Here is a 13,975-nt window from a genome sequence, read left to right as displayed (position 1 = left end):
GGACGGGTTCCAAGACTCCCGCCCAGGGTCCCCGTGGACAGGTCGAGCCCGGGGCGGGGTTCCGTCGCACGAACTGTAAGAGGAGGAACTGACTTTGTTTGCCCACTCAGATCGGCTCCCAACAGGGTCGCCGCTGCCGTCCGGCGCTGTCACACCGGTGCCCTGGGGCGTGCGGCGCATGGCTCCCTACCCGGCGTTCGCACCGGGCTACGCGAGCGCCGAGCTCGACCCGGCCACCCAGACCACCCGCTACTTCGACGCCGAGGGCCACGTGCTGGACATGGGAAAGCACGGCACCAGCACCGGCACGAACCCGGCGACCAACACCGGCAACCCCTCCGACGGCGCCGGCCCCGGCGGCGGTGGCGGCGGTGACCAGGACACCGGGAACGACAACGACCAGTGAGTGATGCTGGCCCGGTGCTGGTCGTCACCAACCTGGACGACCCCACGGCCGACGTGGTGATCAGCGAGCTGCACGACCGGGGTGTCCCTGTCGTGCGGTTCGACTCCGGGGACTTTCCCCACGCCTTGTCGGTCGCGGCCACCATGACGTCGAACGGGGTGGAGGGCACGCTGTCCACGCCGTCACGCGCCGCCGACCTGTCCCAGGTCCGGTCCCTGTACTACCGCCGCCCCTCCGGCTTCACCTTCCCGCACCTCGATGAGCAGGACGCCCGGTTCGCCATCACCCAGGCCCGCTACGGGCTCGGCGGCGTACTCGCCTCGCTGCCCGGCTGCCTGTACGTCAACCATCCGCACCGCATCGGGGACGCGGAGTTCAAACCGTCCGGCCTGGCCGCCGCGGCGAGTGTGGGCTTCCGTCTCCCGCCGACCCTCATCACCTCTGACCCGGATACCGCGCGGGCCTTCGTCAAGCAGCACGGCCCTGTGATCTACAAGCCGTTGTCCGCGCCGCTCTTCCGCATCGACGGCGTCTCCTGCACGGTCAAGGTCGCCGAGGTGGCGGCCGACGACATCGACGAGGCGGTCTCCGGCACGGCGCACCTGTTCCAGCAGCTCGTGGAAAAGACCGCGGACGTCCGGGTCACCGTCATCGGCGACCAGGTCTTCGCCGTGCGGATCGACTCGGACCTGCTGGACTGGCGCACCGACTACAGCCGCCTGCGGTACTCCATCGCCACGCCGCCGCCCGGCGTCGCCGAGGCGTTGCACGCCTACCTGTCGCATTTCGGGCTCGTCTTCGGCGCCTTCGACTTCGCCGTCGACCGTCAGGGGCGATGGTGGTTCCTGGAGTGCAACCCGTCCGGGCAGTGGTACTGGCTGGAGCCGGAGACCGGCCTACCGATGCTCGCGGCCATGGCCGACCTGCTGGAGAGGGAGACCCGCTGATGACTGTCATGGACGCTGCCGCCTTGCGCCGCGCGCTGGCCGACCGTCTCGCCGAGGGCGGATTCCTGCGCAGTGAGCCGTGGCGCGCGGCTGTCGAGGCCGTGCCTCGCCATGAGTTCCTGCGCGGTGGCTTCTTCGAACAGGCCGAGGGCTCCGGACCAACCGCCTGGCGGCCCGTGCCGGCCGACGAGCGCGGCTGGCTGGAGCGCTGCTACGCGGATGAGTCGCTGGTCACCCAGATCGCGGGCACGATCGTGCCCGGCGACATTCGGGGTGAGATCCTGCGGGCCCCCACCTCGTCCAGCACCATGCCGAACCTGGTCGTACGGATGCTGGAAGACCTCCAGGTGGAGGACTGGCACCGCGTGCTGGAGATCGGCACAGGCACGGGCTACTCCACGGGGCTGCTGTGCCACCGACTCGGCGACGACCTTGTGACCTCGATGGAGGTGGACCCGGAGGTGTCCCGCCGGGCCGGGGCCTCCCTCGGGGCCTGCGGCTACTTCCCTGAGCTGGTCGTTGGTGACGGGCTGGCCGGACACAAAAACGGCGCCCCCTACGATCGGCTCATCGCCACATGCGGCGTGCTGGAGCTGCCGTACACCTGGATCGAACAGACCAAGCCCGGCGGCATTGTCCTGGCCACGCTGTGCGGCTGGCTGTACTCCTCCGAACTGGCCCGCCTCACCGTCGGGGATGACGGAGTGGCGCAGGGCCGGTTCCTCGGCGGGCAGATCTCGTTCATGCTCGCCCGCCCCCAGCTGCCGCCGCCGCTCGGCACGCTCCCCGATCTTCAAACCGGCAAGGAACGCGCCGCCCGGCTCGGCGCTGACGTCCTGGACGACTGGGACGCGAGGTTCGTTGCCCAGCTCGCCGCCCCACGTGCCCAGCGCATCAGCCTGACGTTCGACGACAGGACCGAGCGCGTCGTACTCGACGTCGAGGCCGGTGCCTGGGCCGCCCTCGCCCAGGACGGCGAGCACTGGACCGTTCGCCAAGGCGGCCCCGTGCACCTGTGGGACGAGATCGAGGAGCACCTGCTGCGCTGGCGGGCGGACGGAGCTCCCACCCTTGACCGATTCGAGATCCTCGTTACACCGGAGGCCCAGAGGATCACCTGGCCGAAGGCCTGACGGCCCCACAGACACACGCACCCCCCGGCACCGTCGCCGTCCGGGACGCCAAAAACGCGGATGGGCCCATACTCCGGCTCGCGCCGAGGGTATGGGCCCCCTTCGTGGCCTACGTGGGCGTCAGCCCAGTCGGGCGAAGCCGTAGTTGAGGAGCTTCTTCGCGTCCGTTTCGCGCTGGGCGGCGGAGGTGGAGGTGAGGACCGTGCCGATGACGGTCTTTCCGTTACGGGTGGCCGCGAAGACCAGGCAGAACTTGGCCTGGCTGCCGGAACCGGTCTTCACGCCGATGGCGCCGCTGTAGTTGGTGAGCAGCGTGTTGGTGTTGGTCCACGTGTAGTAGCGGTAGCCGCCGTTCTTCGTGGTGACCTTCTGCTTCGTGGACTTCGTCTTCACCAGCGCGCGGAAGGTGGCGCTCTTCATCGCGTTGCTGGCGAGCTTCGTCAGGTCGCGCGGCGTCGAGTAGTTCGCGCCGTTGCTGATGCCGTCGAACGAGTCGAACTTCGTGTTCGTCATGCCGAGCTGCCGTGCCGTGGTGTTCATCTTGCCGATGAACGACTTCACGCGCGCCGCCCGCGTCGTACCGCTGCCGAACTTGTCGGCGAGCGCGTAGGCGGCGTCACAGCCCGACGGCAGCATCAGCCCGTAGAGCAGCTGGCGGACGGTGACCTTGTCGCCCACGATCAGACGGGCGGAGGAGGCGGTGTTCGCCACGATGTAGTCGCTGTAGGCCTTCTGGACCGTGACCTTGGCGTCGAGGTTCAGGTTCGGCTGGGACAGCACGACCTTCGCCGTCATGATCTTGGTGGTGGAGCCGGTGGCGCGCTTGGTGTCAGCCGCCTTGGTGTACAGCGTCGCGCCGTTCGCGTTGTTCATGACGTAGCCGCCCTTGGCGGCGATCGTCGGCGCGGTGACAGCCTGCGCGGGTGCCGCGGTGAGGGCTCCCGTGGCGAACACGGCGCCGGCGGTCGCGGTGACGGCGACGGCTCTGCGGATACGGATGCCCTTGATGCCGGTTATCAACTGAGATACCCCGAATACGTCGAATGCCCCTATGGCGCGGCCGAGTTGAACGGGAGTACAGCGGGCCGCATGTGTGTGACACGTAAGTAGCACGAATAGTTGTGCGGAAACTGGGCGGGGATGAGGGACTTCCGGGAGGCCTCGCGCGGTCCGCATGGTGGACGGTCCCACCTATGCGTACGTGTTGTATCTATCCTGTCGGCATGACCCTGGCCGCCGTGAAGCAACCCCCTGCCGCCGACCGCGTGTACACCCACGTCAAGCAAGGCGTCCTGGACCGCCGTTACGAGGGCGGCACCCTCCTCACCGAGGGCGAGCTGGCCGATGCCGTGGGGGTGTCGAGGACACCCGTGCGCGAGGCGCTGCTGCGGCTGGAGGTCGAGGGACTGATCAAGCTCTACCCGAAGAAGGGCGCGCTCGTCCTGCCGGTCTCCGCGCAGGAGATCGCGGACGTCGTCGAGACCCGCCTGCTGGTGGAGGAGCACGCCGCGCGCAAGGCCGTACCCGCGCCCTCCGGGCTCATCGAGCGCCTCGAAGCACTCCTGGAGCAGCAGAAGGAACAGGCCGCCGCCGGGGACCTGGCCGCCGCCGCTGTCACCGACCGCTGCTTCCACGCCGAGATCGTGCGCAGCGGTGGGAACGAGATCCTCTCCCGGCTCTACGACCAGCTGCGCGACCGGCAGTTGCGGATGGGCGTCGCCGTGATGCACTCCCACCCCGACCGGATCGCCAAGACGCTCGCGGAGCACCAGGAGATCCTGGACGCGCTGCGCTCCGGGAACCCGGACGCGGCCGTCGACGTGGTCCACCGGCACATCGGCTGGTTCTCGCACCTCGCACGGGGTGAGGTCCGATGAGCTCCGGGTCGGTCTCCCTGCCCGGCGATCCGCCCGGCGGCCGGCGCGCCGTCGCCGTCTGGGGCATAGGCGCCTCGGTCTACTTCGTCGCCGTCATCTTCCGCACGTCGCTGGGGGTCGCCGGTCTCGACGCCGCCGACCGGTTCGACGTGAACGCCTCCGCGCTGTCGACGTTCTCGATCCTGCAACTGCTGGTCTACGCCGGCATGCAGATACCCGTCGGCCTGCTGGTCGACCGGCTCGGCACCAAGAAGGTGCTGACGCTGGGCGTCGTGCTGTTCACGGCCGGGCAGCTGGGCTTCGCGTTCTCCCCTCGTACGGCATGGCGCTCGCCTCGCGCGCGCTGCTCGGCTGCGGTGACGCGATGACGTTCATCAGCGTGCTGCGGCTGGGCACCCGCTGGTTCCCGGCGCGGCGCGGGCCGATGATCGCGCAGCTCGCCGGGCTGGTCGGCATGGCGGGCAACCTGGTCTCCACCCTCGTCCTGGCCCGGCTGCTGCACGGCATCGGCTGGACCGCCGCGTTCGCGGGCAGCGCGCTCGCCGGGGTCGTGGTCCTCGTGCTGCTCCTGCTGTTCCTGAAGGACCACCCCGAGGGGCACGAGCCGGAGCCGGCGCCGCACATGGGGGCCGCGTACGTACGACGGCAGATCGCCGCGTCCTGGCGGGAGCCGGGGACCCGGCTCGGGCTGTGGGTGCACTTCACGACCCAGTTCCCGGCGATGGTGTTCCTGCTGCTGTGGGGGCTGCCGTTCCTGGTCGAGGCGCAGGGGCTGTCCCGTGCCACGGCCGGTGAACTGCTGACCCTGGTCGTGCTGTCGAACATGGCGGTCGGACTGGTGTACGGCCAGATCGTCGCCCGGCACCACGGGGCGCGGCTGCCGCTCGCGCTCGGGACGGTGGGGGCGACGTCGCTGCTGTGGGCCGCGACGGTGTTCTACCCGGCCGATCGGGCTCCGATGTGGCTGCTGGTGGTGCTGTGCACGGTGCTGGGCGCGTGCGGGCCGGCCTCGATGATCGGGTTCGACTTCGCCCGCCCGGCGAATCCGCCGGAGCGGCAGGGGACGGCGTCCGGGATCACCAACATGGGCGGTTTCGTCGCCTCGATGACCACGTTGTTCGCGGTGGGCGCGCTGCTGGACGCCACCGGGGACGACTACACGGTGGCTTTCTCGTCCGTGTTCGTGCTGCAGGCGCTGGGGGTCTCGCAGATTCTGCGGTTGCGGCGGCGGGCGGCTCGGCGGGAGCGGGAGCGACTGGTCGCGAGCAGGGTGGAGACGGTGCACGTCCCCGCGTAGGCGCGCGGCGTTGGGGTGGGCGTCCCGGGGGCTGCCGCCCGGTGCAACTTCTTAGGTGCGGGTAGTTGTGCATCCTGCTGGCATGCCTTTCAACACCGCAAACGCCACCCTGCCCGCCCCTTCCGTCGCCGTGGACACGCGCACGGCATGGCTCACAGGCCGTGAGTACCTGCGCGTGTCCCAGGACAGCTCTGGGCGGCAGCGGTCCGTGACTGAGCAGCACGACGACAACGAACGCACGACCGTGCGGCACAGCATCAAGATCACTGGTGAGCCTTACGTCGACAACGACCGGTCGGCAAGCCGGTACGCCAGCAAGGCGCGCGACGACTGGGCGCGGCTCGTGGCTGATCTTGAGTCGGGCGCGTTCACGGAAGACGTGCTGATCCTGTGGGAAAACAGCCGGTACAGCCGCAAAACCTCTGAGTGGCTGCACCTCATGGAGCTGTGCGAGGAACGCGGCAAAAGAATCTTCATCACCAGCGACAACCGGCTCTATGACCTGTCGCACTGGAAGGACCGCCGCAACCTGCGTGAGGACGCCTCGGACTCCGAGACGGAGAGCGACAAGGTCAGCATGCGCAACCGGCGCACGTCTGCCGCCCAGGCAGAGCAAGGGCGCCCGAATGCCCGCCCGCCGCACGGCTACATGGCGCAGTACGACGAGCAGACAGGCAAGCTGATCAACTGGGTTGAGAACCCGGAAGAGTCTGAGGTGCCCAAAGCCCTGTTCAAGGGCCTGCGAGAGGGCAAGTCGTATCGGCGTATCGCGCGGGAACTGGCAGCCGCAGGGCATGTGAACCGCTCGGGCAGGCCGTTCACGGATGAGCACCTGCGATCGATGGCGCTGCGTCCGGCCTACGGCGGGTACCGCAAGCACACGCCCAAGAGCCGGGGACGCACGTTCCAGGCGCAGCAGGTGGAGACGAACCTCTATGAGGCCACCTGGGCGCCCCTGGTCGACCGCGAGACGTTCTGGGCAGTGCGCCGGACGCTGCTCGACCCTGCCCGCCGCAGCACCCGCAACGGCAAGGCAAAGCACGCCCTGACCATGATCATCAGGTGTGACGTGTGCGGCGGGACGATGGGTGCTGCCGGGGAGGGTACGAGCGCGTACTACTTCTGCCGTGAGCGTCGCTGCGTCCAAATCAACAAACCTGCGGTAGATGCGCTGATCATCGGGTCCCCAACCCATCCCGGCGTGATCCTGGCCTATCTCGCGTCGGACAAGGTCTATGAGGACTTCGCCGCCTCCGCGCAGGACTCCGGCAAGGTCGAGCACCTCCGCGCCGAGATTGAGCGGCTGCGGGGCGAGCGGAGCGAGGCGGAGAACGCGGAGCCTGAGAGCGTCGCGGAGGCGCGCATGTTCGCGCGGATGGTCGAGACCCTGACTACGAAGATCACTGCCCTTGAGGAGCAAGAGCGCAGGCTCACCCTGCCCGCAGTCCTCACGGACCTGATCCGGCCCGGCAAGGACGTCGTGAAGCGCTGGGAGGCTGCGCCGGTTGAGGCGCGCCGTGAGGTGGCGCGCCTCCTGCTGTCGGCTGACTGGCTCGGGCAGGTGCGCATCCGGCGTGGCCGTGGCGTGCCTGCCGCCGACCGTATCCACTGGCACCAGGAACCCGCCTGCGAGGCGTGTACGGCCGCGTAGCGCCCGAACGAGAGCGCCCCTGCCCGATTCCTGGGCGGGGGCGCTCTCGTGCGCCTGGGGCCGTACGGGGGCGTGAGGGACCGTGAAAGGTCGCGCTGAGGAGTTTCCCCATCGGGCGCAGTACGGGGCAGCGTCCGGCCAAATAGGGGCGCAGCAAGCCGAGTTAAGGCCCGGTGGTCCTTGCATGCGGGTATCGCTTCGCTGAGGGCGCCCAGGATGGCAAGCGAGCTACGACACAAGCTCACGCAGAATGGGGCGACGCTGACAGCAGCGTTACGGACTCACCTCCTAGTCCCGACGGGACATATCCGGAGTCCCCGTATGTCTATCTCTCACGAGAAAGCCCAACTCCGCGCCCGCATTGCTGGGCGCAAGCGGCAGAACCCCAATGCCGATGTGGCCGATGATCAGCGCGAGTTGAAGACGCTGTCACTTGAGGAGCACATCAGGCGCGTTGTCGAAAACGCCCCGGCTCCGACACCCGAGCAAATCGCGCGTCTGCGCGCCCTCTTGCCTCCGGTCGACTGAAACGCAGCACGACCAATGCACCTTGACAACTCAACAGAGCGCCAGAAAAACAACTGAATACAGGCATGGCCGGCGCATCCAACCCACCTATCTAGGAGGCATTCAATGCCCGGAAACAAGAGGCCAAGGAAGCCGCGGCCCTCTCCGAGTGGACCGCCCAAATCCGTTAAGGACTTTGCCCGCAACTATCAATGCAGCCATTGTCACTCGCGCGTTACTGAAATCGTCCGGGACCCATCCGGGATTTACCAAGTCAGGGTCGGCCACGACGAAACATGCCCCGTTCTGCGGGGAACGCTCACGGACATGCCGGACGCGATTAGGGCAGCCGCAGCAACCGGCCGCGCTGCGAGGGTCCTAGGCGACCCAGACAGCGGGGGGTCGGGTGCCTGACGAGATTCCGGAACTTCCCGAGTCGGAGATAAACGTTCGCCTCGCATTTCATTGGCTGCTCAATCCCAACGCCGAAACGTACGACGCTCTACCACGGCAAGCCCAACTCTTGGTTGATGATATTGCGACTCTGCTCCCGAGTAAGGGAGGAGACGAAAAGACGGCGGCGCTCGTAGAGGAGCACAGGCGCAGGGGGGCCATACTCCGGGAAGCGCAACGGATAGTCAGCGTTGAGGAAGCCAAGATAGTAGCCAAGAAGATTATTGCCGACAGGAGCGGCAAGGGTGGGTCCTGGGCGCCGGTAAACCTAGATTCAATATGGGAGGAAGCTGAAAGCGAGACACAGACCGACGTCGGCTATCTGACTGGCGACATGCCCCTAGGGATTTTCTACCGGGGAAAAATCAACGGCGTACATGCCGAATCGGAAGCGGGCAAGTCATGGCTCGCCTGTCTAGTTGCCGCACAGGAAATCAGGGCGCATAGACACGTTGCCTATATCGACTTTGAAGACGACGCAGGCTCTATCATCCGGCGCCTCAAGACCCTAGGCGCAAGCCGGGAAGATATAGCCACGTACTTCCACTACTGCAACCCTACCGGGCCGCTAACAGATGTCGATGAACGAGAGTTCCAACAGCTCGTTTCCCTGGGCGGCAGCCTCGCCATATTCGACGGCATGACAGAGTCAATGGCACTTGAGGGGTTGAACGGGAAGGAAGCCGAGGACGTTGCCGCATGGCATGCGAAGCTGACAAAGGCTTTCGCTGCCGCTCAATGGGCCGTCGTAGTGCTCGACCACGTCCCACACGACGGAAACCGCGCGCTCGGTTCACAGCACAAGAAATCAGCGATCACGGGAGTCTCATATTTCCTTGACCCCGTCCATCCGATCGGTAAAGGAGTCATCGGAAAAAGCAGGCTCCGAGTCGAGAAAGACCGGCCCGCATGGGTGCGCGCCCATGCCATACCGGGCAAGACTCCCCAGCACTTTGCAGACCTAGTGATTGATTTCAAGGACAAGCCTATGCCGAGTGCGAATGTCTGGCCAGCTCGACCAGTGGAAGACAGGGGGTACAGGCCGGACCCGCCTGAGAGGCTGCGTAAGGCGGTACTCGGATTCGTCCAGCACAACCCAGGGGCGAGTCTGGGCGCGATACGTAAAGGCGTCACAGGCGGAAACGGGGACATTGACTGGGCGCTGGAGTGGCTTATTGATCACGCCCAGGTGATCGTAAAGAGGGACGGCCAGGCTAAGAGGCACCACCCTGCCGACCCTGCCGGAACCCTGCCTTAACCCTGCCGCACGGCAGGGCCTTATGTCCCTTTGCAACCCTGCCTCCCTGCCCCTGCCTATAAGGCAGGGCGGGGGGCAGGGCAGGGACAAGCAGAGAAAGGCTGAAAGAAAGGAAGCAAGATCACGGCAGGGTGGCAATGCTGGGCGCAAAGAGATCCAAAGGAAAGGCCCTGCATCACTGGGCGAATGCGCCACCTGGGCAGCGCCCCACGCGCCCAAGGGCTGCACGCAACGCCGCAGGCCAGAGGGGCAGGCCGGCGGAGCGCGAACCGCAAAACCGCAGGTCAGCGAACCAGCGCACCTTTGGTGCGCGCCGGGGGCGTGGTAAATCCCGTGGCGTGCGCCGAAGGTGCTTCCGTCTGCCCTGACGTGGGGTGATGCCGGTCCGGGACGCTGGAGGGGTTCGTTCCGGCCGAAGCCGATGTCTCTGTGATGCCGGTGAGCTCGCAGGTCAGCGTGGCACTGAGGGCCGTCCACGGGAACCGTGGAGTGTTGCTGTGAGCACGTGCGTCAGAATTCCTGTTTCGCCCTGGCCCTCCCGGAACGGTGTACCGGTTGCCGGCTGGGAGGGAGCAGAGCTGTGGACGTGCTGCACGAACGCTGCGCTGGTGTGGACATCAGCAAGAAGGACGCCAAGGTGTGCGTTCGGACGCCGACTGCGAAACGGCGGGGGTCGTTCACCACCGAGACCACGACGTGGGGTTCGACGACGAACGCGGTCCTTGCGCTGCGGGATCACCTGCTCGCCGCCGAGGTCACCCTGGTGGTGATCGAGGCAACCAGCGACTACTGGAAGCCGTTCTACTACCTGCTGTCCGAGGACTTGGCCGTGATCCTGGTCAACGCCCGGCAGGTCAAGAACCTGCCCGGCCGCAAGACCGACGTCTCCGATGCGGCCTGGCTGGCCCAGCTCGGCGCCCACGGCCTGGTCAGGCCGTCGTTCGTGCCCGACCAGCCCGTGCGTGAACTGCGGGACCTGACCCGCGCCCGCACCCAGCTCACCCGCGAGCGCGGCCAGATCGTCCAGCGCCTGGAGAAGCTGCTGGAGGACACCGGGATCAAACTTGCCGCGGTTGCCTCCGACATCATGGGCGTCTCCGGCCGGGCCATGCTGGAGGCTCTCGTCTCGGGCGAACGCGAACCACAGACCCTCGCGGAGCTGGCCAAACGCAAGCTCCGCAACAAGATTCCCGAACTCACCGAGGCCCTGACCGGCCGCTTCCGCGACCATCATGCCTTCCTGGTCCGGCTGCACCTGGACCACTACGACCAGCTCACGGATGCGGTCGGGCAGCTGGATGCGCGGATCGAGGAGGCGATGGCCCCCTTTCGAGGCGCCCTCGACCTGCTCGACACCATCCCCGGGATCAACCGCGCGGTCGCCGAGGTGATCGTCGCGGAGACCGGCGGCGACATGGCCCGCTTCGCCTCCGCCCGGCACCTCGCCTCCTGGGCCGGGGTCTGCCCCGGCCACCACGAGTCCGCCGGCCGCACCAAGAACACCAAGGTCCGCCCCGGCAATCCCTACCTGAAGGGAGCACTCGGGCTCGCGGCGTTCGGCGCGGTGAGAACCAAAGACACCTACCTGCAAGCCCGTTACAAGCGGCTCACCGCCCGCCGCGGCCCGCTCAGGGCCCTGGTCGCCGTCGAGCACTCGATCATCACCGCGATCTGGCACATGCTCACCGACCACGTCACCTACCGCGAGCTCGGCGGCGCCTACTTCACCCAGCGCGACCCCGAACGCGCCACCCGCCGCGCGATCAACGCCCTCAACCAGCTCGGCTACACCGTCACCCTCAACCCGCTGGGAACCACAGCCTGACCACCCCACGACCGCCCGGCAGCCCCGGCAGCCCCGGCAGCCCCTGCGGCCACCGGACGCTCAGCCCTGCCCAAACAACCCCTGACCTGGACCTATTTACGCGTCAGAGGCTACCCACCCTTAAGAAGGCGTACCGCCCCCGGACCCCCGCTTCGGCCTGAACGGCCTCGTCCTCGAACGCCGGACGGGCTGGTTGTACCGGCCCGCGTCGCAAGGAACCGCTACTGCGTCACCGTGAAGTTGCGCAGGATCGCCGACGTCAGGCCCGGGTCGCCCTCCGACTTGACGCGGTCCGCGGCCGCCTCGGGGGTGACGCGGCCGCACGCCAGGCGGACGTAGGTCTCCCAGTCGAGGGTGAGGGTGGCGGCCGGGCCGAGGGCCGGGGCCGTCTCCAGGGTGCCGCGGCCCTGGATGTCGACGCGGATCGTGCGCAGGAACTCGATGGGGCCGTGCACGTCGAAGACGATCGCCGAGCTGCGCGGCGCGTTGGCCTTGCCGGCGACGACGTTCGGGAGTTCGGCCAGCAGGACGTCACGGGCGACATGGGCGCCGGGGGAGTCGAGGTTGCCGGGGCGGCCGAGGGCGGCGCGCAGGTCCTGCTCGTGCACCCACACGTCGAAGGCGTGGCCGCGCATCGACTCTTCGAGGGTGAGCTCGGTGCCGAGGGGGCCGCGCACCTTTGTGCCGGGGTCGCGGGAGTCGTTCCGCAGCTGGCGCTGCCGGCGGATGATCGTGTACTCCAGCTCGGAGGTCATCTCCGGCGCCGTGTGGTGGCGGCGTACGTCGACCTGCATCTCCATGTAGCGCTGGTGGTCGTTGGTGACGTGGAACAGGTCGCGCGGGAGGGTGTGGATCGGGCGCGGGTCGCCGAGCATCTCGCAGTCCAGGCCGATCACATGCGAGACGACGTCCCGCACGGACCAGCCGGGGCACGGGGTCCGCCGGTTCCACTCGCCCTCCACAAGGGGCTGCACCAGCTCGGATATCGCTTCGATGGAGTGGGTCCAGGCGTCGGCGTAGGGCTGGAGGGTGGGATGCAGACTCACGGAACGGGACCCCTCGGCGGTCGGTACACGGGCAGGTTGTGGCGGCGGTGCCAGTGGGAGGTGGCTGCACTCGGCGGGTGTCTCGGAACGCTAAGTTACGCTGCTGTGAGGCACCCCGGCAGTGCTTTCGTGTGACGATCGTAGGCCCGTGTGGACGGCTCGAATGCCAGGACGGTGGTAGTGTGCGCGCCTCTCTGATCCAGATCGCCGTAGACGAGGGCGAATCGGTCGAGGAACGTCGACAGCGGGCGGTTTCTCTGGTAAGGGAGCAGGCCGGCGCTGACCTTGTGGTGCTGCCGGAACTGTGGACGACGGGGGCGTTCGCCTACGAGGAGTTCGGCCGGGAGGCCGAGCCGATCGAGGGGCCGACGTACGAGGCCATGGCCAAGGCCGCGAGCGACACGGGTGTGTGGCTGCACGCGGGTTCGATTCCGGAGCGGGACCCTGAGGGGCCGCTGTACAACACCTCGCTCGTCTTCTCTCCTTCCGGTGATCTGGTCGCCGCGTACCGCAAGATCCATCGCTTCGGCTTCGACAAGGGCGAGGCCGTGCTGATGGGTGCGGGCGACGATCTGGTGACCGTCCGCCTGCCGGGCGCGACGACGCTGGGGCTGGCGACCTGCTACGACCTCCGTTTCCCCGAGTTGTTCCGCGGGCTCGTCGATGTGGGTGCCGAGACCTTTGTGATCCCGGCGGGGTGGCCGGAGCGGCGGCGCTCCCACTGGACGCTGCTGGCTCAGGCGCGGGCGGTGGAGAACCAGGCGTTCGTTCTCGCGTGTGGAACGGCCGGGACACATGCGGGAGTTCCGCAGGCCGGTCACTCGATCGTGGTCGATCCGTGGGGTGAGGTGCTGGCGGAGGCCGGCGCGGACGAGGAGGTCCTCACGGTGGAGTTCGACCCCGGGAAGGTGGCGACGACCCGGGAACAGTTCCCGGCACTGAAGGACCGGGTGCTGGGGCTGACACGACCCCGCCGCTGAGGCCTGCGGCGCGGAGGCCTGCGGCGCGGAGGCCTGCGGCGCTGGGCCGGCGGTGCTGAAGCTTGCGGCGCTGAATTGGCGGTGCTGAACTCACGCCGTGAAATTGGCGGTGCTGGGCCTGTGCGCCGATGCCTGCGGCGCACAAACCCGTATCGCGCACCGGCGGTGCTGAAGCCTGTGGTGCTGGACTGGCGGTGTTGGACCTGCGAGGCGAAGCCTGCGGTGCTGAAACCCGTATCGGGACCGGCGGTGCTGAAGCCTGCGGCGTTGAATCCGCGCCGTGGAATCGGCGGTGCTGGACCTGGGCGCCGTGGCCTGCGGCGCTGAAACCCGTAGCGGGAGCCGGCGGTGCTGGACCCCTGCGCCGTGGCCTGCGGCGCACAAACCCGTATCGCGCACCGGCGGTGCTGAAGCCTGCGGTGCTGCCTGCGGCGCTGGACCGGCGGTGCTGAAGCCTGCGGTGCTGAGTCCGCGCCGTGAAATCGGCGGTGCCGATGCCGGCGTTGCTGAACCGGCGGTGTGGAAGTTGCCGTGCTGGTGCGGCAGTGTGCGTCTGCGCTGTATCGGTGTCGACGGTATGTCCCGCCGGGGTGGC

The 13,975-nt window shown here is 67.9% G+C and carries 12 protein-coding genes and 1 pseudogene; 11 read left to right on the top strand and 2 right to left on the bottom strand.

What is annotated here, in order from left to right; genetic code table 11:
- Window positions 1-94: 94 nt before the first annotated feature.
- Genes tgmA through I2W78_RS18675 form a run of 4 tightly spaced genes read left to right on the top strand, consistent with a single transcriptional unit; the run spans window position 95 to window position 2,635 of the window.
- Complete coding sequence (gene tgmA, locus I2W78_RS18690; RefSeq protein WP_196461434.1) at window positions 95-406, top strand: putative ATP-grasp-modified RiPP; 312 nt, start codon at window positions 95-97, stop codon at window positions 404-406.
- Window positions 403-1,353: an ATP-grasp ribosomal peptide maturase gene (gene tgmB, locus I2W78_RS18685; RefSeq protein ID WP_196461433.1), complete on the top strand. Its 951-nt coding sequence runs from the start codon at window positions 403-405 to the stop codon at window positions 1,351-1,353. The genes tgmA and tgmB overlap by 4 nt, the downstream gene beginning before the upstream one ends.
- Window positions 1,353-2,486, top strand: a complete 1,134-nt coding sequence (gene tgmC / locus I2W78_RS18680) for an ATP-grasp peptide maturase system methyltransferase (protein ID WP_196461432.1) — start codon at window positions 1,353-1,355, stop codon at window positions 2,484-2,486. Before tgmB ends, tgmC begins: the two co-directional genes overlap by 1 nt.
- A complete protein-coding gene (locus I2W78_RS18675) occupies window positions 2,432-2,635 on the top strand; it encodes a DUF397 domain-containing protein (protein WP_196464621.1) in 204 nt (67 codons plus the stop codon). The genes tgmC and I2W78_RS18675 overlap by 55 nt, the downstream gene beginning before the upstream one ends.
- Here I2W78_RS18675 and I2W78_RS18670 read toward each other — a convergent pair.
- A complete protein-coding gene (locus I2W78_RS18670) occupies window positions 2,607-3,506 on the bottom strand; it encodes a D-alanyl-D-alanine carboxypeptidase family protein (RefSeq protein ID WP_196461431.1) in 900 nt (299 codons plus the stop codon). The two genes, I2W78_RS18675 and I2W78_RS18670, sit on opposite strands and share 29 nt — an antisense overlap.
- 203 nt (window positions 3,507-3,709) lie before the next feature.
- Here I2W78_RS18670 and I2W78_RS18665 point away from each other — a divergent pair, with 203 nt between their 5' ends.
- From I2W78_RS18665 to I2W78_RS18640, 6 genes and pseudogenes are all read left to right on the top strand, one after another.
- Window positions 3,710-4,363 (top strand): GntR family transcriptional regulator, encoded by a 654-nt coding sequence (locus I2W78_RS18665; RefSeq protein ID WP_196461430.1) that lies wholly within the window; start codon window positions 3,710-3,712, stop codon window positions 4,361-4,363.
- A pseudogene (locus I2W78_RS18660) lies at window positions 4,360-5,660 on the top strand (MFS transporter). The gene I2W78_RS18665 and the pseudogene I2W78_RS18660 overlap by 4 nt, the downstream one beginning before the upstream one ends.
- A gap of 82 nt (window positions 5,661-5,742) precedes the next feature.
- Window positions 5,743-7,311: a recombinase family protein gene (locus tag I2W78_RS18655; protein WP_196461429.1), complete on the top strand. Its 1,569-nt coding sequence runs from the start codon at window positions 5,743-5,745 to the stop codon at window positions 7,309-7,311.
- 321 nt (window positions 7,312-7,632) lie between these two features.
- Window positions 7,633-7,839 (top strand): hypothetical protein, encoded by a 207-nt coding sequence (locus I2W78_RS18650; protein ID WP_196461428.1) that lies wholly within the window; start codon window positions 7,633-7,635, stop codon window positions 7,837-7,839.
- 385 nt (window positions 7,840-8,224) lie between these two features.
- Entirely contained in the window at window positions 8,225-9,529 is a 1,305-nt protein-coding gene (locus I2W78_RS18645; protein ID WP_196461427.1) for an AAA family ATPase, read from the top strand.
- A gap of 580 nt (window positions 9,530-10,109) precedes the next feature.
- Window positions 10,110-11,354, top strand: coding sequence for an IS110 family transposase (locus tag I2W78_RS18640; RefSeq protein ID WP_196460104.1), 1,245 nt, complete (start codon window positions 10,110-10,112; stop codon window positions 11,352-11,354).
- Window positions 11,355-11,575: 221 nt separating this feature from the next.
- On the opposite strand, the gene I2W78_RS18635 is transcribed toward I2W78_RS18640, so the two are convergent.
- Window positions 11,576-12,400, bottom strand: a complete 825-nt coding sequence (locus tag I2W78_RS18635; protein WP_196461426.1) for a maleylpyruvate isomerase family mycothiol-dependent enzyme — start codon at window positions 12,398-12,400, stop codon at window positions 11,576-11,578.
- Between the two features lie 182 nt (window positions 12,401-12,582).
- Between I2W78_RS18635 and I2W78_RS18630 the strand changes: the two genes are divergently transcribed.
- A complete protein-coding gene (locus I2W78_RS18630) occupies window positions 12,583-13,380 on the top strand; it encodes a carbon-nitrogen family hydrolase (RefSeq protein ID WP_196461425.1) in 798 nt (265 codons plus the stop codon).
- Window positions 13,381-13,975 lie beyond the last annotated feature (595 nt).

Origin of the sequence: Streptomyces spinoverrucosus (assembly GCF_015712165.1) — a bacterium.
GTDB classification, from domain to species: domain Bacteria; phylum Actinomycetota; class Actinomycetes; order Streptomycetales; family Streptomycetaceae; genus Streptomyces; species Streptomyces spinoverrucosus_A.
The sequence above is the reverse complement of the archived record's forward strand: the minus strand, read 5'-3'. Positions and strand labels throughout refer to the sequence as shown.

Bases quoted from the DNA above. Each gene is read 5' to 3' on its own strand.
- tgmC (WP_196461432.1), top strand. From the start codon at position 1,353: ATGACTGTCATGGACGCTGCCGCCTTGCGCCGCGCGCTGGCCGACCGT.
- I2W78_RS18665 (WP_196461430.1), top strand. From the start codon at position 3,710: ATGACCCTGGCCGCCGTGAAGCAACCCCCTGCCGCCGACCGCGTGTAC.
- I2W78_RS18655 (WP_196461429.1), top strand. From the start codon at position 5,743: ATGCCTTTCAACACCGCAAACGCCACCCTGCCCGCCCCTTCCGTCGCC.
- I2W78_RS18650 (WP_196461428.1), top strand. From the start codon at position 7,633: ATGTCTATCTCTCACGAGAAAGCCCAACTCCGCGCCCGCATTGCTGGG.